Source organism: Paraburkholderia sp. RL17-337-BIB-A (assembly GCF_046025895.1).
GTDB classification, from domain to species: Bacteria; Pseudomonadota; Gammaproteobacteria; order Burkholderiales; family Burkholderiaceae; genus Paraburkholderia; species Paraburkholderia fungorum_C.
On record NZ_JARESY010000001.1, the window covers coordinates 1,927,587 to 1,954,251 of the forward strand.

Annotated in this window: 20 protein-coding genes and 5 pseudogenes; 20 read left to right on the top strand and 5 right to left on the bottom strand. The window is 62.6% G+C overall.

What is annotated here, in order from left to right; translation table 11 throughout:
- Positions 1-7: 7 nt before the first annotated feature.
- Positions 8-1,578, bottom strand: a protein-coding gene (locus P0D84_RS08675; RefSeq protein ID WP_408339716.1) for an IS3 family transposase whose coding sequence is annotated in 2 segments (ribosomal slippage) — positions 8-1,098 and positions 1,098-1,578 — 1,572 coding nt in all. Because the reading frame shifts where the segments join, the coding sequence is not laid out codon by codon here.
- Between the two features lie 70 nt (positions 1,579-1,648).
- Between P0D84_RS08675 and P0D84_RS08680 the strand changes: the two are divergent.
- The 11 genes and pseudogenes from P0D84_RS08680 to P0D84_RS08730 form a co-directional block, all read left to right on the top strand.
- Positions 1,649-1,969 (top strand): annotated as a pseudogene (locus P0D84_RS08680) (ABC transporter substrate-binding protein); the annotation flags it as partial.
- Positions 1,970-2,027: 58 nt separating this feature from the next.
- On the top strand, positions 2,028-3,074 hold the full coding sequence (locus P0D84_RS08685) for a Rieske 2Fe-2S domain-containing protein (RefSeq protein WP_408334885.1): 1,047 nt from the start codon (positions 2,028-2,030) through the stop codon (positions 3,072-3,074).
- 2 nt (positions 3,075-3,076) lie between these two features.
- Positions 3,077-3,910, top strand: coding sequence for an ABC transporter ATP-binding protein (locus tag P0D84_RS08690; protein WP_408334888.1), 834 nt, complete (start codon positions 3,077-3,079; stop codon positions 3,908-3,910).
- A gap of 78 nt (positions 3,911-3,988) precedes the next feature.
- Positions 3,989-5,009: pseudogene (locus P0D84_RS08695) on the top strand (isoxanthopterin deaminase); the annotation flags it as partial.
- Positions 5,010-5,728: 719 nt separating this feature from the next.
- Positions 5,729-5,842: pseudogene (locus P0D84_RS08700) on the top strand (hypothetical protein); the annotation flags it as partial.
- A 24-nt stretch (positions 5,843-5,866) separates the two neighbouring features.
- Positions 5,867-6,567, top strand: a pseudogene (locus P0D84_RS08705) (IS3 family transposase); the annotation flags it as partial.
- A 47-nt stretch (positions 6,568-6,614) separates the two neighbouring features.
- On the top strand, positions 6,615-7,985 hold the full coding sequence (locus P0D84_RS08710; protein ID WP_408334891.1) for an IS30 family transposase: 1,371 nt from the start codon (positions 6,615-6,617) through the stop codon (positions 7,983-7,985).
- A gap of 34 nt (positions 7,986-8,019) precedes the next feature.
- Positions 8,020-8,289 (top strand): annotated as a pseudogene (locus P0D84_RS08715) (transposase); the annotation flags it as partial.
- 925 nt (positions 8,290-9,214) lie between these two features.
- The gene (locus tag P0D84_RS08720) at positions 9,215-9,466 is read left to right on the top strand and encodes a DUF1488 family protein (RefSeq protein ID WP_408334894.1); all 252 of its coding nucleotides are present in this window, start codon (positions 9,215-9,217) and stop codon (positions 9,464-9,466) included.
- 117 nt (positions 9,467-9,583) lie between these two features.
- Positions 9,584-9,847 carry a hypothetical protein gene (locus P0D84_RS08725; RefSeq protein WP_408334897.1) on the top strand — a complete coding sequence of 88 codons (264 nt, stop codon included), beginning with the start codon at positions 9,584-9,586 and terminating at the stop codon, positions 9,845-9,847.
- 219 nt (positions 9,848-10,066) lie between these two features.
- Entirely contained in the window at positions 10,067-10,783 is a 717-nt protein-coding gene (locus P0D84_RS08730; protein WP_408334900.1) for a Crp/Fnr family transcriptional regulator, read from the top strand.
- A gap of 543 nt (positions 10,784-11,326) precedes the next feature.
- Here the strand turns inward: P0D84_RS08730 and P0D84_RS08735 are convergent.
- A complete protein-coding gene (locus P0D84_RS08735) occupies positions 11,327-12,256 on the bottom strand; it encodes a LysR family transcriptional regulator (protein ID WP_408334903.1) in 930 nt (309 codons plus the stop codon).
- Between the two features lie 251 nt (positions 12,257-12,507).
- Here P0D84_RS08735 and P0D84_RS08740 point away from each other — a divergent pair, with 251 nt between their 5' ends.
- Positions 12,508-13,281, top strand: a complete 774-nt coding sequence (locus P0D84_RS08740) for an SDR family NAD(P)-dependent oxidoreductase (RefSeq protein ID WP_408334906.1) — start codon at positions 12,508-12,510, stop codon at positions 13,279-13,281.
- 103 nt (positions 13,282-13,384) lie between these two features.
- Here the strand turns inward: P0D84_RS08740 and P0D84_RS08745 are convergent, their stop codons facing one another.
- On the bottom strand, positions 13,385-14,785 hold the full coding sequence (locus P0D84_RS08745) for a DHA2 family efflux MFS transporter permease subunit (RefSeq protein ID WP_408334909.1): 1,401 nt from the start codon (positions 14,783-14,785) through the stop codon (positions 13,385-13,387).
- Positions 14,786-14,947: 162 nt separating this feature from the next.
- On the opposite strand from P0D84_RS08745, the gene P0D84_RS08750 reads away from it, so the two are divergent.
- Both P0D84_RS08750 and P0D84_RS08755 read left to right on the top strand, forming a co-directional pair.
- Positions 14,948-15,808 carry a LysR family transcriptional regulator gene (locus P0D84_RS08750; protein ID WP_408334912.1) on the top strand — a complete coding sequence of 287 codons (861 nt, stop codon included), beginning with the start codon at positions 14,948-14,950 and terminating at the stop codon, positions 15,806-15,808.
- Positions 15,809-16,113: 305 nt separating this feature from the next.
- Positions 16,114-17,163, top strand: coding sequence for an NAD(P)/FAD-dependent oxidoreductase (locus tag P0D84_RS08755; protein ID WP_408334915.1), 1,050 nt, complete (start codon positions 16,114-16,116; stop codon positions 17,161-17,163).
- Positions 17,164-17,254: 91 nt separating this feature from the next.
- Here P0D84_RS08755 and P0D84_RS08760 read toward each other — a convergent pair whose 3' ends face one another.
- The gene (locus tag P0D84_RS08760; protein WP_408334919.1) at positions 17,255-17,491 is read right to left on the bottom strand and encodes a hypothetical protein; all 237 of its coding nucleotides are present in this window, start codon (positions 17,489-17,491) and stop codon (positions 17,255-17,257) included.
- Positions 17,492-17,727: 236 nt separating this feature from the next.
- On the opposite strand from P0D84_RS08760, the gene coxB reads away from it, so the two are divergent.
- Positions 17,728-18,783, top strand: coding sequence for a cytochrome c oxidase subunit II (gene coxB / locus P0D84_RS08765; RefSeq protein WP_408334922.1), 1,056 nt, complete (start codon positions 17,728-17,730; stop codon positions 18,781-18,783).
- A gap of 15 nt (positions 18,784-18,798) precedes the next feature.
- On the opposite strand, the gene P0D84_RS08770 is transcribed toward coxB, so the two are convergent.
- Positions 18,799-19,014 (bottom strand): hypothetical protein, encoded by a 216-nt coding sequence (locus P0D84_RS08770; protein ID WP_408334925.1) that lies wholly within the window; start codon positions 19,012-19,014, stop codon positions 18,799-18,801.
- Positions 19,015-19,043: 29 nt separating this feature from the next.
- Between P0D84_RS08770 and ctaD the strand changes: the two genes are divergently transcribed.
- The 5 genes from ctaD (at position 19,044) to P0D84_RS08795 (ending at position 26,643) form a co-directional block, all read left to right on the top strand.
- Positions 19,044-20,978: a cytochrome c oxidase subunit I gene (ctaD, locus tag P0D84_RS08775; protein WP_408334928.1), complete on the top strand. Its 1,935-nt coding sequence runs from the start codon at positions 19,044-19,046 to the stop codon at positions 20,976-20,978.
- A gap of 1 nt (position 20,979) precedes the next feature.
- A complete protein-coding gene (locus P0D84_RS08780; protein WP_408334931.1) occupies positions 20,980-21,618 on the top strand; it encodes a cytochrome c oxidase subunit 3 in 639 nt (212 codons plus the stop codon).
- Positions 21,618-23,183, top strand: coding sequence for a cytochrome c (locus P0D84_RS08785; protein ID WP_408334934.1), 1,566 nt, complete (start codon positions 21,618-21,620; stop codon positions 23,181-23,183). Before P0D84_RS08780 ends, P0D84_RS08785 begins: the two co-directional genes overlap by 1 nt.
- Positions 23,184-23,300: 117 nt before the next feature.
- Positions 23,301-25,274: a PAS domain-containing hybrid sensor histidine kinase/response regulator gene (locus tag P0D84_RS08790; protein WP_408334937.1), complete on the top strand. Its 1,974-nt coding sequence runs from the start codon at positions 23,301-23,303 to the stop codon at positions 25,272-25,274.
- A gap of 184 nt (positions 25,275-25,458) precedes the next feature.
- Positions 25,459-26,643, top strand: coding sequence for an acyl-CoA dehydrogenase family protein (locus P0D84_RS08795; protein WP_408334940.1), 1,185 nt, complete (start codon positions 25,459-25,461; stop codon positions 26,641-26,643).
- The last annotated feature ends 22 nt before the right edge of the window (positions 26,644-26,665 follow it).

Sequence of the window (26,665 nt, forward strand, 5' to 3'; positions counted from 1 at the left end):
TTAAATTTCAGGCGGCTTTTCGCTCCTGGTAGCGGGGTTGTGGAATGACGCCATCGTCGTCGGCCCGATCCGGATTCAGATGCACGGCATGTATGCGCTTCCAGTTGCGGGCGGGGCCTTTCCAACGCAGCGGATTACGCTGCCGCGCAGTCTCGTAGAGCGCTGCACGTCGATCCAGGATGTCCTGATCGAGATTGGCATGACGCTGGGCTGGCGTCACGAACCGGATCGCGCTGTGACGATGTTCGTGGTTGTACCAGCGCACCAACCCGGCAACCCAGGTCCGCGCGGCGAACAGGGTATCGAACGCCTCCAGCGGATAAGCGGGTCGGTACTTCAGCGTTTTGAACAGCGATTCCGAATAGGGATTGTCGTTGCTCACGCCCGGACGACTCAATGACGGCATAACGCCCAGCGCCTGCAAGGTGGCCAGCATCGTGGCCCCCTTCATCGGACCACCGTTATCGGAATGCAGAATGACCTGGTTGGGCTGTATTGCTTCACGCGCACAGAGATCCTTGAGTACCTCGCTGGCCTGGGCGCTGCTCTCTTCGGCATAGACCTGCCAGCCGACGATCATGCGGCTAAACACGTCCATAAACAGATACAGATAGAAATACTGCCCACGAATCGCCGCCGGCAGGTAAGTGATATCCCAGCTGTAGAGCTGGTTCGGCGCGTCGGCACAGACCGCGCGTGGCTTGCTGCGCACGGTCGTCGGGCGTTCACTACGCCGGTGCGCGAGTTGATTCTCCTCGCGCAGTACCCTGTAGAAGGTCGATTCCGAGGCGATGTAGCGTTGCTGGTCAGCCAGGCGTGGAACGATCTGGCTCGGCGGCAGATGACCGAATTCGGCTGAGTTCGCGACAGCCAGCAATTCGGCACGTTCGGCAGCGCTCAGCTTGTGAGGCGGCTCAAAGCAGCGTAACGAGCGCCCATCCACCGCGTCAGGCTGAGCGCCCTGCCAGCGCTGTACCGTCCGGGCGCTCAGCCCCAGCACCTCACACGCGCGTGCCTGGCGAGCACCGCCCATGGTCGCCTCGCTGATCAAACCAATCAATGTTTTGCGCTCTTCGAGGGCCGTCATTCGGCCTCGTCCCCGAACAGCGCACGATACTTTTTTTGCAGCACCAGCAGCGCCGCGGCTTCAGCCAGCGCTTTCTCCTTGCGGTTCAATTCGCGCTGCAGTTGCATATTGGCGTGCTTCAGTTCACGGACTGCCTGGGCGCTCTCGCGCCGGCTTCCTGTCCCGGCGGCGGCGCAGAAGTCCGCGCGCCATTGATCGAGATGATGGACAAACAGGCCCCGTTCACGACACCACGCGTTCAGGGCCTCCTCGACCAGCCCATGGCTCTGCTGCAAGGCCAGCAGGCGCTCTTCCAACGACCAGTCTTCCGGACGTTTTGCGTGTCCGGATCCATCGCCCCGGGTCGATGCAGCGGCACCTTTCATCCAGTTCTTCAAGGTCATTACGTTCATGTTCAATTCATCGGCCACGGATCCGATGGTGCGACTTCCGCGGTGAAAGACCTTCAATAGCGCCTGCTCTTTAAACTCGACAGAATACGTTTGTTTCAACTTCAACTTGCACCTCTGATCTCTTTAAATCAAGAAAATTCAGAGGCGACATCTATTGTGACGCAGGGGGGAGATGGTGGCGCGTTTCGTGAAAGCATCGATGGAAGGCCGGAAAAGCTATCTGAACGATCCGGCGCCGGCTAACGCGCTGATCAAAAAAGACAACCCGCAGATGAGCGACGCGCAACTCGCGTATGGCGTCGCCCAACTCAAGAAGCTCAAGCTCGTGACAGGCGGCGATGCAGCCAAGCAGGGCATTGGCACGATGACCGACGCGCGCTGGAAGAAGACCTTCGATTACATGGTCGATGCGAAGCTGCTCAAGCCCTCGACCGACTATCGCGCGGCCTACACGCTGCAATACATCCAGAACGCGAAGGTCATGCCCTAAGGGTTCCTCAACGCATAAGCCGCTTACACGCCTGAACGCTTAAAGAAGGAGTTTCGCCATGCTGGTCACCCGTCAAAAAGTCTTGCGCCGCTTCTGGTACGCAATCATGCCGATGGCGCAACTCGATGCCGGTCCGCAGCCGTTCACCTTGCTCGGTGAGCCGATCGTGTTATGGAAGGGCGCAGGCGGAAAGTCGCATGCGTTGCGCGATCGTTGCTGCCATCGCACGGCAAGACTGTCGAAGGGTTTTGTCGACGGCGACGGCAATATCGCCTGCGGTTATCACGGCTGGACCTACGACTGCACTGGTCAATGCGTGAAGATTCCGCAGAACAACGGCGGCGCGATCCCGTCGCGCGCGATCGTGCCTTCGTATCGCTGCGAGGAACGCTACGGCTACGCGTGGGTTGCGCTCGAAGATCCGCTGCAACCGATTCCTGAGTTTTCAGAAGAAGGCGCACCCGGCTACCGCCGCATCCTGCAGTTCTACGAGCGCTGGGAAACGAGCCCACTCCGCATGATGGAAAACTCGTTCGACAACTCGCATTTCAGCTTCGTGCACAAGGGCAATTTCGGTTTGTTCGACAACCCGAAACCATCGAAATATGAATTCCGTCCGAACGAGTGGGGCTTCGAAGCAGAGACGCATGTGCCGGTACGCAATCCTGAAGCAAGCTATCGGATCACCGGTACGACCGAGGAAGTCACCGAGCGTCATCTGATCAACCGCTGGTACATGCCGTTCGCGCGCCGCTTCGGTTGCGTGTATCCGGCGAGCGGCGTCCATCACATCATCTACAACTGTGCGACGCCGATCGACGACCGTACGCTGATGTTGTCGCAGTGGCTCTATCGCAACGACACAGAAGACGCGTGTTCGACGCAGGAACTGATCGACTGGGACCGTCCGATCACGGACGAAGACCGCGACATTCTCGAAGCCACCGACTACGACGCATGCATCGACGTACGCCGTCAGCAGGAATGTCATATGGAATCGGACCAGCCTGGTTTGCTGATGCGCCGTATGTTGCTGAAGCTGTTGAACGATAACGGCGAGTCCGAAGTATTTCGTGAAGTGTTCCCCATCGACGTGGAGGAATGAGCATGCGGCCGACTGAAGTTTATTCCTCGAATGCGCCTGCGCCGTTGCTGGCGGTGCAGCGCGTCGACAAGCACTATCCGAACGGCACTGTCGCGCTCGAAGACGTGCGGCTTTCCATCGGCCCGGGCGAATTCATCTCCTTGCTCGGGCCGTCCGGATGCGGCAAGAGCACGCTGCTGAAAATGTTCGCCGGTATCGAAACGCCGACACACGGCCATATGCGCTGGTGGGGCCAGGCGTTCGACACGGTCGGCTCGACAGGGCGGCGCATGTCGATGGTGTTTCAGGAAGCGACCTTGATGCCATGGACAAACGTCGCCGATAACGTGCGCCTGCCGCTCGATCTCGCGCACGTGCCGCGTCGCGAAGCCGATGCGCGTGTCGCCGAGGCACTCGACGGCGTGGGTCTCGCGAAGTTCGCCAAGGTGCTGCCGCGCGAGTTGTCGGGCGGTATGCAGATGCGCGCGTCGCTGGCACGCGCGCCCGTTACCGAGCCGGACCTGCTGTTGCTCGACGAACCGTTCGGCGCGCTCGACGAATTCACCCGCAACCGCCTCGATAGCGATTTACGCGCGCTGTGGCAACGACGCGGCATGACGGTGGTGTTCGTTACGCACAGCATCTACGAAGCGGTGTACCTGTCGAGCCGTGTGGTGGTGATGCAGGCGCGGCCGGGCCGCATCATCGCGGAAGTGCCGATCGAGGGCCCGCTTGAACGCGACGATGCGTTCCGCGTCAGCACGCCGTTCATGCGGCACTGCATGGCGCTATCCGAGCTGATTACCGACGCGCATCGCGCGTCGTTTGCGAACGAAGAGACCGGAGTGCAATCATGACAGGCGAAGTATTTGGGGGGCATTCGTCCGATACCAGGGACATGAGAGACACGAGGGAGACCAGGACCGCCAGGCGGCGCGGCGCGTATCGGCCTGATCGAACTCGCGCGTTCCGGCTGCGCGACGGTGGCCGATCACAACTATGTGTACTACCCTGGCATGCCGTTCGACAGTTCGGCGATTCTCTTTGAGGAAGCGGAGAAGCTCGGTTTGCGTTTCGTGCTGCTGCGCGGCGGCGCGACGCAGACGAGGCAGATCGAAGCCGATTTGCCGACGGCGCTACGGCCCGAAACGCTGGACGCCTATATGGCCGATATCGAACGGCTCGCGGCCCGGTACCACGATGCTTCACCGCGCCCGATGCAGCGGGTCGTGATGGCGCCGACGACGGTTCTGTATTCCATTTCCCCTGCGCAAATGCGTGAGACGGCGGCGTTTGCGCGCCGCCTGGGTTTGCGCTTGCATAGCCACTTGTCGGAGACGGTCGGCTATCAGGACAGTGCGCATTCGATGTACGGGCAGTCGCCGGTTGGGTTCTGCGGCGAGCACGACTGGCTCGGCAGCGATGTGTGGTACGCGCATCTCGTCAAGGTCGATGCCGACGAAATCGCGCTGCTCGCGCGGACGGGCACGGGTGTCGCGCATTGTCCGCAGAGTAACGGGCGGCTCGGCAGCGGCATTTGCCCGGTGCGGGAGATGGAGATGGCGGATGCGGGCGTGCCGGTGTCGATCGGCGTCGACGGTGCGGCTTCGAACGAAGCGGCCGATATGATTTCCGAAGTGCATATGACGTGGCTTGCGCAGCGCGCGCGGCGCGGCATGCTGGCGCAGCCGAAGTATCGAGGCGGCAGCTTCGAAGGTGGCGCGGATGCGGCGAGTGTGGCCGATGTGATTCATTGGGGGACGGCGGGCGGGGCCCGGATCATGGGCCTGGATGAAGTCGGGAAGATCGAGGTGGGGTATGCCGCGGATCTCGCGGTTTATCGGCTCGATGATCCGAGGTATTTCGGGTTGCATGATCCGGCGATCGGGCCGGTTGCCTCCGGTGGAAGGCCTTCGCTGGCGGTGCTTTTTTGTGCTGGGAAGCGGGCGATTGTTCGTCTGTTTGCTTGTGGCGTTGGGATTTCCTTGATCTGTTTGTCTGTCCGGCGCTCGTTCTCGGTTTGCCTGCGGTGTTGGCCTTTCCTGGATTCGTTTGCCCTGCGCGGCGCTCGTTCTCTGTTTGCCTGCGGCGTTGGCCTTTCCTTGAATTGTTATTGGTCTATTAGCGTCGCCCCTGTGCGGGGCGGCACCTACTTCTCTTTGCCGGCTGCAAAGAGAAGTAGGCAAGAGAAAGCAGCTCAAACCACAAATTCTTAAGCGGGGCCCCCGCACAGTCGCGGTAGTGGTGCATCTGGAATACGTGCCCTCGCACATTCAGCGTGAGTGACAACGCACTCATCAGCACCCACTCCGCACTGCGTGCGGCGCGGATGGGTCTGCCTGGGAAACCAAGGGCCTCGTTTGCGGGCGGTTGGCGCCGTCGGCTTCACCTCGGCGAGATACTCACGTGTCCAAATGACGAACCCCGCACGCGATTGAAATGCAGGAACAATCGCCATATAGAACACCGTTGCGTCGCAACCGCAACCGCAACCGCAACCGCAGCCATCGTCACAGTCGCAGCCGCGGCCACAGCCACAGCCACAGCCACAGCCGCAGCCGCAGCCACAGTCACAGTGGAGTTGACCCGGTTTCGTGGACACCTATTCTTTGGAACAGGAGGTGTCCATCATGCAGAGACATCGCACCCCGTACCCGGCGGAATTCCGGGCACAAATGGTTGAACTGGTGCGTGCCGGACGTAAGCCTGAGGAACTCGCGACGGAGTTCGAGCCGACCGCGCAGACCATCTACAACTGGGTCGCACAGGCCGATCGCGATTCAGGTAAGCGTCACGACGGACTGACCACGGCGGAGCGCGAGGAACTGACGCGGCTGCGTCGCGAGAACCGGCAACTCAAGCTAGAGCGAGACATATTGTCAAAAGCCGCGGCCTGGTTCGCCCGGGAGACCGGGACCGTGCCCGACAAGGGTTCGAGTTCATGAAAGCGAATCAGGCCATCTGGCCGATTGTCACCATGGCGCGGCTGCTGGAGGTCTCCGCCAGCGGCTTCTACGCCTGGATCGAGCGCAAACCGTCCGCGCATGCGCGTAGCGATGCGGATCTGCTGTCACGCATCCGTGCAATCTATACGCGCTCACGCGAGACCTACGGGATGCCGCGCATTTATGCGGAGCTCAGCGGACAAGGTATCCACGTCGGGCGCAAGCGGGTTGCGCGCCTGATGCGCATCGCAGGGCTGCGCGGCGTGAGCCGGCGTCGCTGGTTCAGTACTACGCAACGGCAGCCCGATGCGCGGCCAGCGCCGGACCTGGTGCAGCGGCACTTCAACGCCGACGCGCCGAACCAGTTGTGGGTGGCCGACGCCACCTATGTACCGACCCGCGTCGGGTTTCTGTACCTTGCGGTGGTACTGGACGTGTTCAGCCGGCGCGTGGTGGGCTGGGCGATAGCCAACCATCTGCGCACCGCGCTGATGCTGCAGGCCCTGGACATGGCGCTGGGACAACGCCATCCCAACGGGGTGATTCACCACTCGGACCAAGGTTGCCAAGGCGAATTCAATCGGTCGTTGCAACATCTCGAGATTGGAGGTGTTAAATGGGACGACCACGAGGTTGGGCTGCGCAACAGACGGGGCGGGCATCGATGTCTTCACCGGGCAGGCCAGGTGTCAATCAGTTAGAGACGAAACAAGCATTCTGGAACCGCATTGCCGAGGGAATGGAGAGTGATGCCGCCGCGTTGGCGTGCGGCGTGTCGCAGCCCTTGGGCCCGCGATGGTTTCGCCAGGCTGGAGGCATGCCGCCGATAGATTTGGCGCCGCGCTCGGGTCGCTATTTATCGTTCTCGGAGCGTGAGGAGCTTGCCTTGCTTCGGGCGCAGGACTGCGGGGTTTGCGAGATCGCACGGCGGCTTGGTCGTTCGCCCTCGACCATCTCACGCGAACTGTGCCGCAATGCCGCGACCCGTGGCGGTACGCTGACCTATCGGGCGACGGTCGCGCAGTGGAAAGCCGAGCGAGCGGCAAGGCGGCCCAAGACCAGCAAGCTCGCCGAGAACGAGCGATTACGGGCTTATGTGCAGGACCGACTGGCGAATGCGGTTACCGATGAGAAGGGCCGGCCGATACCGGGACCCAACGTACCGTGGAAGGGAAGACGGCATGGTCGTCGGGCCGACCGGCGTTGGGGCACTTGCTGGAGTCCGGAGCAGATCAGCCGCCGGTTGCGACTTGATTTCCCCGATGATGAGTCTATGCAGATCTCACACGAAGCCATCTATCAAGCACTCTACATTCAGGGCCGTGGTGCATTGCGACGCGAACTCTCTGCGTGTCTGCGTACCGGCCGGGCACTGCGCGTGCCACGGGCCAGAACGCAGCAGCGAGGAAAAAGCTTCATCACCTCCGAGGTGCTGATCAGTGAGCGCCCGGCCGAGGTTGCCGACCGTGCTGTACCTGGGCATTGGGAAGGAGATCTGATCATCGGCCTGAACAGCTCTGCAATTGGCACTTTGGTTGAACGTACGACCCGATTCACAATGCTGCTGCACCTACCGCCCATGCCGGGCCACAATTCTGGCGCTCGGGTGAAGAACGGGCCGGCGTTAGCTGGCCACGGCGCCGAGGCTGTTCGCAATGCCATTGCCGCGAAGATCGCGATGCTGCCCGAGCATTTACGCAAGTCACTAACTTGGGATCAGGGCGCGGAAATGGCCCAGCATGCGCAGCTACAAATCGACACGGGTTTGGCAATCTACTTCTGCGATCCGCGAAGCCCGTGGCAGCGTGGAACTGACGAAAACACCAACGGCCTGTTGCGACAGTACTTCCCCAAAGGCACCGACATCAGTCGATATTCTGAACGCGAACTCGATGCGGTCGCCAACACACTCAACGCCCGACCGCGCAAAGCCCTTCAGTGGAAGACCCCCGCTGAAGCGCTTGAAGAGTTACTATCCACAGCTTAAAAAACAAGTGTTGCAACGACTCCTTGAACCTAAGCAATACACTTCGCTTGCCTTCGGCCGGCGTTGCAGCGAAGCAGGCGTGCGTCCGTCCATGGGCACAGTGGGCGACTGCTTCGATAACGCCATGTGCGAGGCGTTCTTCGCCACGCTTGAATGTGAGCTGCTCGCGCGCACGCGATTCGATACACATGAACAAGCCCGACAAGCGTTGTTCTCCTTCATTGAAGGCTGGTATAACCCGCACCGCCTGCACAGCGGCATCGGCTATCGCTCGCCGATGATTTACGAACGGATGCATGCCGCGAAAAAACAGACCTCGTCCGCATGCGGGTTGCCCACCGCCGGCCAGCGTCATGGTCGTAACGGGCGACCCGCCGTCCGGCCGTGGACAACCCGCAACGTCACATCAAAGGGAGGACCCTCACCCGGGCACAATTCAACTACGTAACCGTCCACTGAAGCGGGTCACCCCCACAGTCACAGTCACAGTCACAGTCACAGTCACAGTCACAGTCACAGTCACAGTCACAGTCACAGTCACAGTCGCACTCGCACTCGCAGGTGCAGTTGTTGCCGTGACTTCGGCTTTGGCTTCGGCTTTGGCTTTGGCTTTGGCTTCGGCTTCGGCTTCGGCTTCGGCTTCGACTTCGACTTCGACTTTGGCTTTGGCTTTGGCTGTGGTTCTGGTTCTGGTTCTGGTTCTGGTTCTGGTTTTGGAAATGATAGTAACCGTTGCAGATACAGTTACAGTGGGAATGCGACGGCGAGCCACAGCGGTGTGGGGACTTTGAGTGTAGAAACGTAGTGGTCGGTTTTATGAGGTACATTTCGGTACGCGAAGCGTTGCCGGAGGTATGACTGCTGTGTCATTCACGCGGAATGTGCGAGAACACGGATTCCAGATGCACCACTACTGCGACTGTGCGGGGGACCCGCTTAAGAATTAGCGGTTTGAGCTGCTTTCTCTTGCCTACTTCTCTTTGCAGCCGGCAAAGAGAAGTAGGTGCCGCCCCGCACAGGGGCAACGCTAATAAACCAATAACAGATCAAGGAGAGGCCAACACCGCAGGCAAACAGAGAACAAGCGCTGCACGTGCAAACGAATCAAGAATGCCGCACGCAAAACCACCCCCGCCCGGGGCAAAAAACCACCACTTACAAACAACCCCTTGACCGCGCCTCACATTCAGCGCACCGTGAAGAAGAAAAAAGAACCCCGGGAGCCCAGCATGTCCCTCAACTTCCCGAACCCTAGCCGCAGCTACGACGCCTACCGTCATTGCGTCAATTTCTGGGGCTATGACAACGCACGCGAAATCGCCTTCACTGTCAACAATTCGGTCATTTCGAATCTGAGCCCGAGCGCGGGCTCAGACGAACCGGCCGTGCTGGCAGCCTTCGACCGTCATCGCGAGCAAATCCTCACACTTGCTCGCGGCCTGTATGTCGGCGGCCCGCAAAACCGCTACACGATTTCTTGATATAGACAGCGCGGCGCGGCACGTCCAACCGGACCTGCCGTGCGCCGCCTTGTGCCACAGCCGGAGCAGCGCGGCGCCCACCGGCGCCTTGCCTTGCTTTGTCGCGGGAGTTTCAGCATGGATGATGACCAGGTCAACCTGGAAGAAATCGCCGATAGCAAGCGACGCCGTGAAGCAGCACGCCTCGCCGAAATCGACGGATCGACCGCACACGCGGTGCCCACCGCGCCGACGGCAATCACACCGCAGCCCGTTCAGCCGGGCGACGAAGCCACACCGAAGCAATGGGTCAAGCACGTCACGAAGTGGCTGGGCGCAAAGAGCACGCTAATGCAAACACGCCGCGCCTTGACGCTGAGAAAGAAACCCGCCGCACTTTAGACATTTGGAACGAAAATAACCGGCGTAAAGCCGGTTTTTCTATTTTGGCCGCGCCCATTGCAATTGCTGGTACCGGCAAAGCGGGCGCTTTACCCGATTTCGCGCCTCCGGAGCGGGGCTCATAATCATCGTTGCGACGAAACGGGTGCTTGCGCCTTTTCTCATGATCAATGCATCGCCGCGCCGCGAGCGCGTCCGGAACCCAGCAAGGAGCCACCGATGGACAAGGGTGACCCAAAAACGAATCATCTGTTAGCGGTGTTGCCCTCGGCGGAATGGGCACGCATCGAGCCGTATCTGGTCGAAGTCGAATTGCCGCTCGGCGAGGTCATCTACGAATCGGGCGGCCAACTCGAGCACGTCTATTTCCCCACGACCTCGATAATTTCGCTGCTCTATGTGATGGAAGACGGCGCATCGGCGGAAATCGCCATCGTGGGACATGAGGGCATCGTCGGCGTGTCGCTATTCATGGGCGGAGAGACCACGCCGAGCCGCGCGATCGTGCAAAGCGCGGGCCGCGCCTGGCGCCTGAATGCACGCATGCTGAAAGACGAGTTCAATCGCGCAGGACCGATGCAACGCCTTCTGCTGCGCTACACGCAGGCGCTCATCACGCAAATGGCGCAGACCGCGGTATGCAACCGCCATCATTCGATCGACCAGCAATTGTGCCGCTGGCTGCTGCTCAGCATCGACCGGCTGCCGTCGAATGAACTACGCATGACTCAGGAGCTCATCGCCAATATGCTCGGCGTGCGTCGCTCCGGCGTCACCGCGGCGGCGCTGAAACTGCAAAACGCCGGCTTGATCCGCTATAGCCACGGCCATATCACCGTGCTTGACCGGCCCGGTCTGGAAATCCACGTGTGCGAATGCTACGCGGTGGTCAAACGCGAATTCGACCGGTTGCTGCCGGCGTTGCAGGCCATCTAGCGAGCCCGCGGGCGAATGTGTGTGAGGGGGAGCCGCTATTCGGCTCGCTTCAGGCACGCTACCGTGCCATTGCCATTGCCATTGCCATTGCCATTGCCATTGCCATTGCCATTGCCATTGCCATTGCCAGTGCCAGTGCCGCGCCGTCAACGAGCCGTTGCAGGACTTACGGCGTCCGGCGACGCCTTACGTTCGATCTTTTCGAATACGTCCATCAACCTGCCGATACGCTGCAAAGTGCCAGGCGGCAAGCGTGCTTCCACGGGCGACAAGGATAGAATCCGGCGTCGCCAATAGGGCAAGCCCAACGGCGGGGCAGTCATGAGAAACGGAATAATCTGTTCGAGATGAGCGAGCTCGCTCTCGAATGGGCAGTTCGACATGGGTTTCCCGTACGTGCTGTGATCGTCATCACACAGCATGCGCGCGACGCGAGCCCCTGTCTGCACGCTACCGTACAGGATGCGAAGTCGCGCCCTACGCCGATCAACGCATGGCTGTCGCCCGATTGTTCCCAGGGCATTGCCAGCGTCGAACCGCGACTCAAACAACCGTTTCGCGTGTCGAGCCTCCAGTCAGCGAAACGATAAAGTCGAAGAATGCCCGCACTTTCGCGGGCGGATGATGTCGGGAAGGATAGAGCGCATACAGCGGATAAACCTCGTCGCCCCAGTCGGGAAACAGTTCGACCAGTTTGCCATTGGCAAGCAACGACTCGGCGCCGAGTGCGAGAATCTGCGCGACGCCCTGGCCCGCGGCGCACACGCTATGCAAGGTGCCGACGTCGTTCACGGTCAAGCGGCCTCGCGGCGTAATCACCATCTTCTTGCGTCCGCGATGAAACTCCCAGCTGAACGGGTAACCCGTCAGCGGATCACGGAACTTGATGCACACGTGCTTGCCGCCTTCGAGTTCGGCCGGACTCGCCGGATGCCCATGTTTCTTCAGATACGACGGCGCGGCGACGGTCATGATCCGCGTGTCGAGCAGCTTGCGTGCAATCAGCGTCGAAACCGGCGGGTCGCCGAAGCGGATCGCCAGATCAAATCCGTCGGCAACCATATCGCCTAACTGGTCGCGCGTGATCAATTCGAGTTGCAGATCGGCATGTTTATCGATGAAGCCGCCGAGCCTCGGCCCGAGCACGAGACGCGAAAAGAACGGGTCCATGTTCACGCGCAGACGTCCACGAACCGCAGTTGCGCCCTGAGCCGCCGAAGCGGCCGCTTCCTCAAGCCCACCGAGCAGCGGCACGATCTGTTCATAAAAGCGCCGGCCTTCGTCAGTCAGTGTGACTGAGCGGGTGGTGCGGTCGAATAGCCGGATGCCGAGGCGTGCTTCGAGTCTTGCAACCGAACGGCTGACCCCGGATTGCGACATGTCGAGCGCTTCACCGGCTGCGGCAAAACTGCCGCAGTCTACGATCGCCGTCAGCACGCCCATGCCGTTCAGCATGCGCTCGTCAAATGGCATCTGATATTCCTTGTTAGGCATTAATGCGTGACATGCTAACGCGAAACACCGTTTGAATTCACGTGCCGGTGTCGGGAAACGCCTACCTGTCTGAACGAATCAATGACATCGAATCATGAGTGGAATGATAGCCACGCTATCGCGTCAAGCGCCCGTCTGGCGCTAATCTGTGTGGGTTCGCCTGAGGCACGATGAAACGCGGTTCTCACCATGCGTCAGGCATATTCCACTCATCAACGGAGAACGCCATTATGTCGCGAGTTTTTATTACCGGTTCCGCCGATGGCCTCGGTCAGATGGCCGCGCGTCTGCTCGTCGCCGCCGGTCATCAAGTGGTTTTGCACGCGCGCAGTGCGGCGCGCGCGGAGGACGCATTGAAAGCCGTGCCGGCAGCCGAAACTGCTTTAATAGGCGATTTGTCGAGCATTGCAGCCACGGTCGCATTGGCGGAGCAGGTCAACACACTCGGTCGCTTCGACGCGGTGATCCATAACGCGGCGGTCGGTTACCAGGAGCCGCGCCGGATCGCCACCGTGGACGGCCTACCACATGTGTTCGCCGTCAACACGCTGGCCCCTTACGTATTGACCGCGCTGATCAGCAAGCCGAAGCGGCTCGTCTATCTGAGTTCGGGCTTGCATCGCAGCGGCGACGCGAGCCTCGACGATCTGGCATGGGAGCGGCGGCCATGGCAGGGCACGGCGGCCTATTCCGACTCGAAACTGCATGACGCGCTGCTGGCGTTTGCAATGGCGCGCCGCTGGCCGGAGGTATTGTCGAACGCGCTGGAACCCGGTTGGGTGGCGACCAGAATGGGCGGGGCGGGCGCGCCGGACGATCTGCAAGCGGCGCCGAAAACCCAGGTGTGGCTCGCCGTCAGCGATGAACCGGCGGCCACCGTGAGCGGCGCCTACTTCTATCATTTGAAACCGCGCGAGACGCATCCGGCGGTGCACGACGTCGCTGTGCAAGAGCGTTTGATCGAGGCGTGCGAGGGATTTTCCGGCGTCCGTTTGCCGGACTGAGGGCCTCGGCGGCAGAAAGTGCGCTGAGTCCGCCCAGGTCACACCTGTCTGATTCAGCGCACGCAAAGCCAGAGGCGCGTATGCGAATCCACCACGCTGGCGATCAGCGCCCCGCGCCCTGGGCCGCCTGTCCACGCACTCCGCGAGCGACAGGTGCTTCGTCGAGATGGCGAAAGATCCACGCCGACACCAGCGTAATGACGCCCACGCACACGAAGCTCAGGCGGAATCCGAGTGCCGCCGATCCCCATTGCGCCGAGAACAGATTCACCAGCCCGCCGCCGATCGAAACGCCCAGCCCGATCGCCAGCATCTGCACCATCGAAAAGAGGCTGTTGCCGCTCCCCGCATCTTCGTGCGAGAGGCCTTTAAGCGTGACGCTGTTCATCGCCGCGAACTGCATGGAGTTGGCCGCGCCGAACACGGCCAGAATCACGATCCCGACGATAATCGGCGTGCCACGCGTAATCAATGCGAACGCAACGATCGAGGAGCCGACGATCACCGTGTTGACGAGCAGGAACGTGTCATAGCCATAGCGGCGAATGAGCGGCGCGATCCAGCGTTTGGCGAAAGTGCCGGCGATCGCCGCGGGCAGCATCATCAAGCCGGAGTGCAGCGGCGAGTAGCCCAGTTGCAGTTGCAGCAGCAATGGCACCAGAAACGGCACGGCGCTCGAGCCGATGCGGCACACCAGATTGCCGATCAGACCGACGCTGAAATTCGGTTCGCTGAAGAGCGAGAGTTTGAAGAGCGGGACGCTACGGCGTTTTGCGTGCGGAATATAAGCGAGCGCGCTGACCACCGCGAGCGCGAACAGACCCGCCGACCATGCAGCACGGTGCGTTTCCACGGGCGAGTCGACCGCCAGCGAGAACGCGATCATGCACAGCGACAGCAGCCCGCAACCGACGAAGTCGAATGGCGGCGCCTTCGTTTCGCCATGTTCCGGCAAGAAGCGCCGTACTGCGTAAAGGCCCACTGCGCCGATCGGCACATTGATGAGAAAGATCCAGTGCCACGTAATGGCCTGCACGAACCAGCCGCCGAGCGTCGGCCCGGCGATCGGCCCCAACTGGCCGGCAATCGAAGTGAACGCGAGCGCCGACACGTATTGCTCGGCCGAGACGCTGCGCAGCACGGCAAGCCGCCCGATCGGCAGCAGCATCGAACCGCCGAAGCCTTGCAGGACCCGCGCCATTACCAGTTGGCCGAGCGTATGCGCGCTCGCGCAGCAGATCGAGCCGAGCACGAACACGAGGATCGCGGCGAAGTAGACGCGCCGGGTCCCGAAGCGGTCGGCGAGCCAGCCCGAAGCGGGGGTGAGCATCGCCATGGTCAGCGTGTAGGCGACCACGATCGGCTGCATCGCGAGCGGCGCGACGTGCAGGCTCTTCGCAATCGACGGCAACGCGGTGTTGACGATCGTCGTGTCGAGCGATTGCATGAAAAAGCCGGCGGCGACGATCCAGAGCAGCGCGGTCTGGGCGGATTCCTTGTTCATATTGAATAGTGCGACGGGGCGGCGGGACGGAAGATCGGCGGCCTGTGCCCAAGCTAATTATTGCGGGATTCCGTCATCATATTGACATCCTCGTCAATCGGGAACCCCACTAGGGTTATTGACTGTTATCGACTTTGCCGATAACCAGGGTGACAATGACGCATGCTCAATCCCATCTGGCTCAAGACCTTCGCCACAGTCGCCGCCTGCCATAGCTTCACCGAGGCGGGGCGGCGGCTCGATCTGACGCAGTCGAGCGTCAGCGAACATATCCGCCGGCTCGAACAGAGCGTCGGGCGGCGCCTGTTGGTGCGCGATACTCATTCGCTCGCAATGACCCCGGACGGCGAGGCCATGCTCGCGCACGCCAGCGTGATCCTGCAAGCGCTCGCGCGGGCCGAGTCGCAGTTTCGCGCCCCGCGCCTGAAAGGGCGGGTGCGGCTCGGTTCATCGGACGACGTCGCGCTCGGGCCGCTGCCCACCGTGCTGGCGGCGTTTCGCGACGCGCATCCCGATGTCGAGCTGGAAATCACCATCGGCATGACCGGCAAGCTGTATGAGTTGCTGGATGCCGGTTCGATCGATCTTCTCGTCGGCAAGCGGCGTCTGGGCGACCGCCGCGGCGTGCCGCTTTTCACGGGGCGCCTGGAGTGGCTGGCACGTAACGGCACGCTCGTCGATCTCAGCCAGCCGCTGCCGTTGATTCTGGTCGCCGAGCCGAGCGTGACGCGCGCCGTGGTGCTCGATGCGCTCGCCGAAGCCGGCTTCAGCTGGCAGGTGGTGTGCACGAGCAGCAGTCACGCGGGCTGTATCGCGGCCGCGCGCGGCGGGCTCGGCATTACGGTTCGCCCGCAATATCTGGCCGCGCGGGGACTGGCGCCCCCTCTCAATGCCGCCAGTCTGCCGACGCTGCCCGCGGTGGAGTTCATCGCGCTGGCCGCCAAACGGCTGAGCCGTCCGGCAGGCACGTTGCTGCAATTGCTGCATGATAGTGATTTGCGCGGTTCGTGGATTGGTGAGTGAAACCGTGCGGCAGATGCGTGGGTGAGTGGAGAATGCGCTGAATGCAGCCGATCAGCGCTTAGGATCGCCAGGCACAGGCACAGGCACAGGCACAGGCACAGGCACAGGCACAGGCACAGGCACAGGCACAGGCACAGGCGCACAGGCACAGGCACATGCACATGCTCATTCAACATCGGGGCGCGTGCCTTGATTCGGGACGACGGCTGCAACCCGAGCGTCCTTACCATGTGTAATGGCATCGTTGCCGGGCTCCGGGCGATTCTGTATGGTGGCTCATCGACCGATCAACGACGAGACCCCGAATGACGCCCGACGCAGCCCCACTTCCGCAACCGCTTCGCACCGATGTCCTGATCGTCGGCGCAGGCCCCGTGGGCCTCTTTGCCGCTTTCGAGGCCGGGGTGATCGGTCTGTCGTGCCAGATTGTCGATGCACTCGGCAAGGTCGGCGGGCAGTGCACGGAGCTCTATCCGGACAAGCCGATCTACGACATTCCCGCGCTTCCGTCGTGTACCGCGCGCGAGTTAGTCGAGCGTTTGATGGCGCAGTGCAAGCCGTTCGATGTGCCGATCCATCTTGAGCAACGGGTCGAGTCGGTCGAGCAGCGCGACGATGGACGCTGGACCGTGCGTACCGACCGTGGCCTCGTATTCGATGTGGCGGCGCTTCTGCTTGCCGCCGGCAATGGCGCATTCGTGCCGCAAAAACTGACGCTTGCCGAAGCCGTGCCGCTGGAATCGCGGCACGTACACTACAGCGTGCAACGGCTCGCCGATTTCGCCGACAAGACGGTGGTGGTGGCCGGCGGCGGCGATTCCGCGCTCGACTGGGCGCTGGCCTTGCGCCAGGTCGCGCGGCGCGTGACGCTGGTGCATCGTCGCAACGGTTTCAGTGCCGCGGATTCGAGCGTCGAGTTGATGCGGCGCGCAGTCGCGGCGGGGGAGATGGACTTTGTGGTCGGCGCGATTGCGGGGCTCAACGTCGAGGCAGATGCATTGAAGTCGATCGCGCTGCGGCATATCGAAGGCGAAACACAGCTCGACACGGAGCAGCTTGTCGTGCTGTACGGACTGGTCGCCGATCTCGGACCGATCGCGCGGTGGAATCTGTCGATTCACGGCGGTCGCGTGGACGTGGATACGTCCAACTACGAGAGCTCACGGCCCGGCATTTTCGCGGTCGGCGACATCGCCAACTATCCCAACAAGCAGAAGCTGATTCTGTCCGGTTTTCATGAAGCGTCGTTGGCGCTGCGTAAAGCGTACGCGTACGCCTTTCCCGAGAAGAAGCGGGTGCACGTCCACTCCAGTTATGACGCGAAGCTGGCGGAGAAGGTTGGGGCGGCGGGGTGAGGGGCTGAGGCGCGCATCCGCGGTGCGCGTTGCGAATTGATTGCGCCCGACGATGATCGCCAGGTCACCGCCGGGCTCTTTTTACATGCGCTTATTTGCCTGCGGGTTGGCTGGCGGCTGCGGCCGCGCTCGCTGCTTTGTCTTTCTTTTTTGCCTCGTGATGGCCGATTGCGCAGCCCGCAGCCGCGCCGGCCACGGCATGATCGCCGGCGACGTGGCCGGTGACACCGCCTACCGCGGCGCCTTTAGTGCAGCCTTCGGCTTGCGCGGCGGTGTGGGTCAGAGCGAGTGCCGCAGTGAAGGCTAAGGTGGTTGATGCTCGTTTCAAGTCAGGCTCCTTGGTTTCAGATAGAGGTGCTTTGACGACAGAGCAATTGAGAGGCCCGATCAAGATAGCGCCCCGCCTAATACACAAAGATCACAAAGGTATCCGGACGGAGAGCGCCCTTCCGTCAAATATGTCCTGACAGGTCCGTTTTTTGCTGCGCCCCAAAATTGGCAAGCCCCGGCGCGAGGTCGAAGCCCCGCGGCGGCGCAAACAAAAAGGAAGGGAGCAATCGCAGCATGCAACGAGCGGCGCGCACGCGAGCAACCGGCATTCACGCATCGTGGGCGTGCATCGCCGTCGCGCTCCTGAGCGGATTCGACGTCTCAGAGGCTTACGCATCCCCTACAGCGCCGCTCAACTATTTCCTGCATGCGGCAGGGCCGGCGGCCACGCCAACCATGCGCCTCGGCTGGGTGTTCACGGCCATTTGCGTCTCGGTGACGATCATCATCGCCGGTCTGCTGATTGCGGCAATTGCACGCAAACGCCCGGCGGCACAAAGCGATTCACTCAATGCCGAAGCCGGCGGGATGCGCTGGATTTACATCGGCACGGGTGTGTCGTCGGCCGTGTTGCTGGCGATGCTGGTCTATTTCCTCATCGTGCTTGCGTCGGTCGCTTCACCCGCCACGCAGCCGCAACTGACTATCACTGTCACGGCCTACGACTGGTGGTGGAAAGTCGACTACGCCGACGACCCCAACCCGGCGCGCAACTTCAGCACAGCCAACGAGATTCACATTCCCGTCGGCGAGCCGGTCAAAGTCCAGCTTCGAAGCGCGGACGTCGTCCACGCGTTCTGGGTGCCGCGGCTCGCGGGGAAAACCCAAACGATCCCCGGACAAACCAACGAGCAGTGGATACAGGCGGACCAGCCAGGCGTCTATCGCGGGCAATGTTCGCAGTTCTGCGGCGCGCAGCACGCCCATATGGCCTTCGAAGTGGTCGCCCAGCAGGCCGCCGATTTCAATGCCTGGCGCGACGCGCAAGGGCAGGTGGCGGCACCCGTCAGCAACCCTGTCGTCGCCACAGGGCAGCATCTTTTTGCTGAGCGTTGTGCCGGCTGTCACGCGATTCGCGGCACCGACGCCGGCGGCCTGCAAGCGCCTGATCTCACGCATCTGGGCTCGCGCCGCACGATCGCCGCAGGCGCGCTGACCAATACGCCGGACCATCTGCTCGACTGGATTCGGCACGCGCAGCAAATCAAGCCTGAGGCGCTGATGCCGGATATCGCGCTGAGCGCCGGCGATGCCGCCGCGCTGTCGGCTTATCTGGCGACGCTGCATTGACACCCAGCCGCGAAATCACGGAGCGCCTTTCAATGTCCGATCACGCAGCGTCCGATTCAACGCCAAAGGCGCCGCAAAGTGCCGGGCCAGACGCGCCACGAGATGCACCATCAGGCGCGCCACCAAACGCACCACCAAACGCACCACCAGACGCACCACCAGACGCACCACCAGACGCACCACCAGACGCACCACCAGACGCGTCGCAAGCAGCTTCGCCCGCGGCGCCACCGCTCACACGCACGCCACAGCGTGGCCGCGTGACGCCGGGCACTGCCGAAGAGAAACGCCTGCGCGAGATCTGGGAGGCGCCGCCGGGCTGGCGCGGCTGGCTGTCCACGGTCGACCACAAAACCATCGGTCTGCGCTATCTGGTCACTGCCTTCGTCTTCCTGCTGATGGGCGGCGTCGAAGCGCTCATCATGCGCATCCAGCTCGCGCGTCCCAACGCCACGGTGCTCACGCCCGAGCAATACAACCAGCTCTTCACGATGCACGGCGTGACGATGATCTTTCTGTACGCGTTACCCGTGCTATCGGGCTTCTCCAATTATCTGTGGCCGCTCATACTCGGTTCGCGCGACATGGCGTTTCCGCGCCTGAACGCGCTTTCCTACTGGGTGTTTCTGTTTGCCGGCATCTTCCTGTATGCGAGTTTTCCGACCGGGCAGGCACCGGACGCGGGCTGGTTCAATTACGCGCCGCTCTCCGGACTCGAATACAGCACCGGACCCAATATCGATGTCTACGCGCTAGGCATGGTGCTGCTCGGCATCTCGACGACGGTCGGTTCGATGAATTTCGTCGTGACGTTGCTGCGCATGCGGGCGCCCGGCATGTCGCTCGACCGCATGCCGGTGCTGGTGTGGGGCACGCTCACGGCGTCGGGCGGCAATCTGCTGGCGGTGCCGTCGGTGAGTCTCGCGTTCTTCCTGCTGTGGCTCGACCGGCGCATCGGCACGCATTTCTTCGACGTGCTGAACGGTGGGCGTCCGCTGCTTTGGCAGCATCTGTTCTGGATTTTCGCGCATCCGTGGGTCTATGCCGTCGTGCTGCCGGCCATGGGCATCGTGTCCGACGCATTGCCCGTGTTCTGCCGGCGGCCGCTGGTCGGTTATGGACCGGTCGCGCTCTCGACCGTCGGGACGATGGTGATCGGTTTTGTCGTGTGGATTCACCATATGTTCGCGACCGGTATTCCGGCGCTCGCCCTGTCGTTTTTCGGCGCGGCCAGCATCGTTATCGCGATTCCGAGCGCGGTGGCTACGTTCGCGTGGATCGCGACCATCTGGACGGGCCGGCCGGTGTTTCGCGTGCCGTTCCTGTTCTTCGCGGGCTTCGTGTTTCTGTTCGTGGTGGGCGGCGTGTCCGGCGTGATGACCGCCGCGGTGCCGCTCGACTGGCAGCTCACCGACACCTACTTCGTGGTCGCGCATCTGCATTACGTACTGCTCGGCATCAATGTGTTTCCGGTGATCGGCGGCATCTACTTCTGGTTTCCGAAGTTCACCGGCAAGATGATGAGCGAGCGTCTCGGCAAGATCGGCTTCTGGGTCCTGTTCGCAGGCTTTAACGTCGCGTTCTTTCCGATGCATATCGCGGGGCTGCTCGGCATGCCGCGCCGCATCTATACGTATCCCGCCGACATGGGCTGGAATACGGTGAATCTGGTCACATCGCTGGGTTCGTTTCTGTTCGCGGCAGGCGTGCTGATCTTTCTGATCGATCTGCTGGTTAGCCTGAAACACGGCAAGCCCGCGGGTAACAATCCGTGGGACGCCCCCACGCTCGAATGGGCGGTCAGCTCGCCGCCGCCGCCGTATAACTTCGCGGTGGTGCCGTTGGTGGCGAGCCGTCATCCGTTGTGGGAAGGACGCATCGACGAACCAGGCTTTGCCGTTCACACGCGTTCGCAACTCGACGAAGGCTATCTGCTCGCGCAAGGCCGCGAGGCGCTCGGCACGACCGCGCTCGAAGCCAACCCCGATGTGATCCTGAAGATGCCGGGCGATTCCTATGCGCCGTTCTGGCTCGCCGTGTTCGCGACGCTCGTATTCGCGGGACTCGCGATGAGCGCCTGGATTTTCGCGGGCGCGATGCTGGCCGGTTGCGCGGTGTCGATCGTCGTCTGGTTGTGGCCTGAACGCGCGTTGATCCAGCGTGAGCCTGTCACCGTACACGACGCGGGAGGTTGAGATGAGCGATGCCGTCGACCTGAATCCGTCGTCACGCCAACCCGCCGAGCCCGTGCGTCCCTTGCCGGTGGGCAGCGCGGGCGAGCGTTCGGGTGGCTGGTGGGGTTGCCTCACGCTGATCGTCACAGAAGGCGCACTGTTCGGTTACTTGATCTCTTCGTATCTGTATCTGGCCACGCTCAGTCCGCAACATTGGCCACCCGAGGGTCTGCCAAAGCTTGGGCTTGGCATCGCGAACACCGTCATTCTGCTGTCGAGCAGCGTGTTCGTCTGGCTATGCGAGCGTTGTGTGCGGCGTAGGCGGTTGCGCTGGGCCGTGGCGTCGATGGCGGTCGGGGTCGTGCTGGGCATCGCCTTCATGGGCATTCAGTTGGTCGAGTGGCACGCTCATCCGTATGGCTTGACGACGCATCTCTATGGTTCGCTGTACTTCACGATCACCGGCTTTCATATGGCGCACGTGGCCGTCGGCATCATCGTGTTGCTGTTTCTGCTGCTGTGGACCGCGCTTGGCTACTTCGACGAAAAACGCTGCGCCGCGCTGACGATCGGTGGGTTGTACTGGCATTTCGTCGACATCGTGTGGCTGTTCATTTTCAGCACGTTGTATCTGACGCCTTACCTGTTCAAGGTGCGGTGATGGCCGAGGACATGGAACCGCGGCTTGGCGGAAAGGCACATGACGGACCCCATCCGGCGAGGTGGCACGTGCTGATTGGCCTGCCGGTGGCTGTGTTGATTGCAACCGGTGGGGCGTTGGCGAGCGGTGTTACGAATGGCGCCACGAACAACGCCACGAACAACGCCACGAACAGCACCACGAACAGCACCACGAACAGCACCACGAACAGCACCACCAACAACGCCACCAACAACGCCACCAACAACGCCACCAACAACGCCACCAACAACGCCACCAACAACGCCACCAACAACAAACCAAACACCGCCATCAACGCCCCCGCCGGCCCCGATGCCGCCCAGATCGCCCGCGGCGCCTACCTCGCCAGGGCCGCGGACTGCGCCGGCTGCCACACAGCCGCACCGCGCGCAACCCAGCCGGGCGCCGCGCCGACGCTGGCCGCGCCGTTCGCCGGCGGCCTCGGCATGGCCTCGCCGTTCGGCACCCTCTACTCGTCGAACATCACGCCAGACCCGCAGGCGGGCATCGGCCGCTATAGCTATGACGACTTCGCGCGGGCCTTGCGCGACGGCGTGGCGCCTGGCGGCAAGCGCCTCTATCCGGCGATGCCGTACCCGTCCTTTGCGAAGATCGACGATGCGGACATGCACGCGCTCTACGCGTACTTCATGCACGGCGTGCAACCGGTGGCGACGCCGGCGCCGCCGACCAGACTGCCGTTCCCATTCAACCAGCGCTGGGCGCTCATGTTCTGGGACTGGCTGTTCGCGCCGAGCGGCCCATTCAAACCCGAAGCCGGGCGTGACGCGCAATGGAATCGCGGCGCGTACCTTGTGCAGTCGCTCGGCCATTGCGGCGCGTGTCACACGCCGCGTGGGCCCGCTTATGAGGAACGTGGCTACACTGAAGCAAGCTCGCTCTATCTGACGGGCGGCACCAACGACCACTGGTTCGCGCCGAACCTCACCGCCGACCCGGGTTCAGGCCTCGGCCGAACTTCTGCCGCCGACCTCGCCGCGTTCCTGAAGCACGGCCATGGCGGCGGCCTGGTAACGTTCGGCAGCATGGTGCAGGTGGTGGAAGACAGCACGCAATACCTGAACGACGCCGACCTCGCGGCGCTCGCCGCGTATCTGAAAAGCCTGCCGCCGCGTGCACAGAGCGGCCACTTCAACGCGCGATCGCGCGCGGCCCAGCAGAGCGCGCAGGCCTTGAAAACCGGCGATGTCGAACGGCCCGGTGCGGGTATCTACGCGGCTTACTGCGCGCGTTGCCATCAGGCCGACGGCGCCGGTGTGCCGCAAAAATATCCGCGCCTCGTGGGTAACCCGGCGGTGTTGTCGCCGTCCACCACGTCGCTGGTGCGTCTGCTGGTGGAGGGCGGCGGCAGTCCGCATACGCAAGAAGGTCCCGAGCCGCGCAAGATGCCGCCGTTCGCCGATAAGCTGACGGATAGCGAAATGGCGCACGTGTTAACCTTTATTCGAAATACCTGGGGCAACGCAGCCGAACCGGTGACCACGCGTGACGTGTCCAGTGTGCGCAGTGCATTGCACAAATAGCGCCGCGTGCCTGGCGGCATGGGCGGCTGTTTCCATCGCCGAAGCGGTAACAGGGCATTGGCGAATCGTGAAGCGAGCCGGTGTATGCTTTGAACAGACCCATCGATACTTCTTACTATGAACGAGCTTGACGTCCATTCAGCCCGCGAAAATGGCGAGGCCGCCAGCGTGCCGCCGGCGCTTAGTGCCGAGGCGCCTGTCAAAATCGATTACTGGGCGCTGGTCCAGTCGATCCAGGACTACGCGATTTTTCTGCTGGATCCAAGCGGGCGTATCGTCAGCTGGAATGGCGGTGCGCGGAACCTGACGGGTTACGCGGCGCACGAAATCATCGGCGAGCACTTCTCGCGTTTCTACACGGCCGAAGCCGTGGCGCGCGATTGGCCCGCTTACGAGTTGCAGCAAGCCGCGCTCACCGGCCGCTTCGAGGATGAAGGCTGGCGGGTTCGCAATGACGGCACGACCTTCTGGTCGAATGTGGTCATCACGGCAGTGCGCGACGAGGCGGGTGTGCTGACGGGCTTCGCCAAGATCACTCGCGATCTGACCGCGCAGCGCGATTATGTGGAAGCGCTGCGGCAAAGCGAGGAGCGTTTCCGTTTGCTGGTCGACAGCGTGAAAGACTACGCGATTTTCATGCTCGATCCGGACGGTTATGTGGTGAGCTGGAATGCGGGCGCTGCGCGCATCAAAGGCTATACGCGCGACGAAATCGTGGGCCGGCATTTTTCGACTTTCTATACGCGCGAAGAAGCGGCCGCCGGCAAGCCCGCGCGCGAACTGGCGATCGCCAAGCAGATCGGCCGGGTCGAAGACGAAGGCTGGCGCGTGCGCAAGGACGGCACGACCTTCTGGGCCAACGTCAACATCACTGCCGTGTACGACGAAACGAACCGCTTGCGTGGCTTCGCCAAGGTCACGCGCGATCTGACCGAGCGCCGTGAGCGCGAAGAACTGGAGCGCTCCGGCGAGCGTATGCGCAAGTTTCTCGCGACCCTCGCTCACGAGTTGCGCAATCCGCTTGCGCCGGTGCGCAACGCGATCGGCGTGATGCAACTCGAAGCGGGCATGAGCCCCACGTTGGCGCGCTCACGCGATCTGATCGACCGCCAGGTCACGCACCTCACACGTCTCGTCGACGATCTGCTCGACGTCGGCCGCATCATGTCGGACAAGGTCGAACTGCGCCTGGCGCGCGTCGATCTGGCCGAAGTGGTGGCGCGCGCGATCGAAGCGGCGCGGCCGTTTACCGATTCGCGGGAGCAGAGCGTGGCGCCGCATATGCCGGCCGAGCCGCTGATCGTCGAGGGCGACACGACGCGGCTCGTGCAGGTGCTGCAAAACCTGCTGCATAACGCGTCGAAGTTTTCGCCGTCCGGCGGCCGCATCGAGATCTTCGGCCGCATCGATCATCACATGGCTGTGCTGGAGGTGCGCGACCCCGGCTGCGGCATTCCCGTGCGTGCGCTCGATTCGATCTTCGAGTTGTTCGCGCAGGAAAAGCATGGGCAAAGCCTCGGCGAAGGCGGTCTCGGTATCGGCCTCACGTTGTGCAAATCGCTGATCGAATTGCATGGCGGCAGCATTATCGCGACCAGCGAGGGAGAGGGGTGCGGGAGTGCGTTCACGCTCAGTTTGCCGTTTGCCGCGGCGCTCCCCGACGAGCAGACTGATCAGGACGGTGCGGCGGGAAGCACGGTGGCGCCGCTGCGTATTCTGCTGGTGGACGACAACCGCGACTCCGCCGACAGCCTCGCCATGCTGCTCGAACTCAAAGGCCACGAAGTCCGCATTGCCTACGACGGCCCACAGGCGCTCGATGTCGCGCCCCGCCTCGTGCCGGACCTTGCAGTGATCGACCTCGCGATGCCCAAAATGGACGGTTACGCGACGCTCGCAGCATTGCGAGCGATGCCCGCGCTGGCTCACACGCTGTTCGCCGCGATGACCGGCTTCGGTCACGCCAGCGATCGCGAACGCACGCAAGCGGCCGGTTTCCACGCCCACCTCGTCAAGCCGGTGGAACTCGCGTTGTTCGAAGCGTTGCTGGAGCAGGCGGAAGCGCGGCGCCGGGAGCGCGCTCACCGCTGATGTCCGAGTCGCGCTTCCTTCATACAGGAGCGCTGCAAGCGGTCTTCAATAGGCCATAACCCCTGAAATGTTGCGGCGTGTCCCAGGTATTCGAGACCTGCGGCACGCCGCTTGCTGTTTGTCTGCACGCGCTGCGGCTATCGAAAGTCCGCGCGCATAGATCGAACAGCTTCAGGGAGGCACGATGCTCGATACGCGTGATCGTGCGGCCGGCGTGAGTGCGCGGCCGCCGGAAGGAACGGGTAGTACCCGCACTCGCGATTCATACGCGGCACTCGGCGCGCAGCAGGCCAGAGTTTCTGCCGGGTCGCTTGAAGATTTTCTGCGCGGCACGCATGTCGATGCGAGTGACCCCGCCGCGCTGGGCGATGTCTTGCGCGCGCTGATTGAACGCGGCTACGACCGTTCGCCCTTCGTGCCATTGCCCGGGCACGGGCAGACGCTAGCGCGTTGGCGTGCCCTGGCCGCGGTTGCGGCGTGCGATCTCGGTCTCGTCAAACTGTTCGAAGGACATACCGATGCGCTGGCGATTCTCGCCGAGCTGCGCGGCCCCACGCCTGCCGTGGGTAGCCGCTGGGGTGTGTGGGCCGCGGAGCCGCCTGATGCGCGCGTGCAGGCCAGCAAACGCGCGACTCGTACCGACGCGACTCGCACGGACGATCCCGAACACCTCTATCTGAGCGGCACAAAAGCCTGGTGTTCAGGCGCGGCCGTAGTCAGTCACGCGCTCGTCACCGCATGGCTCGACGACGAACCCGTGCTTGCCGCCGTGGCGATGGATCACGCGTCGATTTCGGTCGACGCGTCGAAGTGGCAAGCAGTCGGCATGCAGGCAACCGCCAGCGCCGACGTCACCTTCGATCAGACGCCGGCCACACTCGTGGGCGCGGGTCATGCCTATGTGCGCCGGCCGGGCTTCTGGCATGGCGGCGCCGGCATTGCCGCGTGCTGGTACGGCGCCGCCGCGCAAATCGGCCGGACGTTGCGAGAAGCATCCATGCAACGAGCCGACGCCCATCGCTTCGCCCACCTCGGCGCTGTCGAGGTCGCTTTAGCGGGCGCCGCCGCGGTGCTGCGCGAAACCGCCGCTCATATCGACGCGCATCCACACGCCGACGCACAGCGTGAAGCCATGCGCGCACGTCTCATCGTTGAAGAAGCCGCCACGGCGGTGATGAATCACGCGACGCGCACACTCGGCGCCGGCCCGCTCTGCCGCGATGCGCGCTTTGCCCGGGCGCTGGCGGACCTGCCGGTGTTCTTGCGGCAAAGCCATGCCGAACGCGATCTTGCCGCGCTCGGCGAATTGACCGTCAAGGCAAAGGACGACCGCAACGCCGCTGCCGGAGGTGCGCCTTGGATGCTCTGACACGATTCATGGAGGGCCGCTG

What these genes read in the sequence shown, in the direction of transcription:
- P0D84_RS08735 (WP_408334903.1), bottom strand. Translation starts at nt 12,256, where the DNA reads ATGCCATTTGACGAGCGCATGCTGAACGGCATGGGCGTGCTGACGGCG.
- P0D84_RS08740 (WP_408334906.1), top strand. Translation starts at nt 12,508, where the DNA reads ATGTCGCGAGTTTTTATTACCGGTTCCGCCGATGGCCTCGGTCAGATG.
- P0D84_RS08690 (WP_408334888.1), top strand. Translation starts at nt 3,077, where the DNA reads ATGCGGCCGACTGAAGTTTATTCCTCGAATGCGCCTGCGCCGTTGCTG.
- coxB (WP_408334922.1), top strand. Translation starts at nt 17,728, where the DNA reads ATGCAACGAGCGGCGCGCACGCGAGCAACCGGCATTCACGCATCGTGG.
- P0D84_RS08710 (WP_408334891.1), top strand. Translation starts at nt 6,615, where the DNA reads ATGGGACGACCACGAGGTTGGGCTGCGCAACAGACGGGGCGGGCATCG.
- P0D84_RS08745 (WP_408334909.1), bottom strand. Translation starts at nt 14,785, where the DNA reads ATGAACAAGGAATCCGCCCAGACCGCGCTGCTCTGGATCGTCGCCGCC.
- P0D84_RS08685 (WP_408334885.1), top strand. Translation starts at nt 2,028, where the DNA reads ATGCTGGTCACCCGTCAAAAAGTCTTGCGCCGCTTCTGGTACGCAATC.
- P0D84_RS08785 (WP_408334934.1), top strand. Translation starts at nt 21,618, where the DNA reads ATGGCCGAGGACATGGAACCGCGGCTTGGCGGAAAGGCACATGACGGA.
- P0D84_RS08720 (WP_408334894.1), top strand. Translation starts at nt 9,215, where the DNA reads ATGTCCCTCAACTTCCCGAACCCTAGCCGCAGCTACGACGCCTACCGT.
- P0D84_RS08730 (WP_408334900.1), top strand. Translation starts at nt 10,067, where the DNA reads ATGGACAAGGGTGACCCAAAAACGAATCATCTGTTAGCGGTGTTGCCC.
- P0D84_RS08795 (WP_408334940.1), top strand. Translation starts at nt 25,459, where the DNA reads ATGCTCGATACGCGTGATCGTGCGGCCGGCGTGAGTGCGCGGCCGCCG.
- P0D84_RS08780 (WP_408334931.1), top strand. Translation starts at nt 20,980, where the DNA reads ATGAGCGATGCCGTCGACCTGAATCCGTCGTCACGCCAACCCGCCGAG.
- P0D84_RS08750 (WP_408334912.1), top strand. Translation starts at nt 14,948, where the DNA reads ATGCTCAATCCCATCTGGCTCAAGACCTTCGCCACAGTCGCCGCCTGC.
- P0D84_RS08755 (WP_408334915.1), top strand. Translation starts at nt 16,114, where the DNA reads ATGACGCCCGACGCAGCCCCACTTCCGCAACCGCTTCGCACCGATGTC.
- P0D84_RS08790 (WP_408334937.1), top strand. Translation starts at nt 23,301, where the DNA reads ATGAACGAGCTTGACGTCCATTCAGCCCGCGAAAATGGCGAGGCCGCC.
- P0D84_RS08725 (WP_408334897.1), top strand. Translation starts at nt 9,584, where the DNA reads ATGGATGATGACCAGGTCAACCTGGAAGAAATCGCCGATAGCAAGCGA.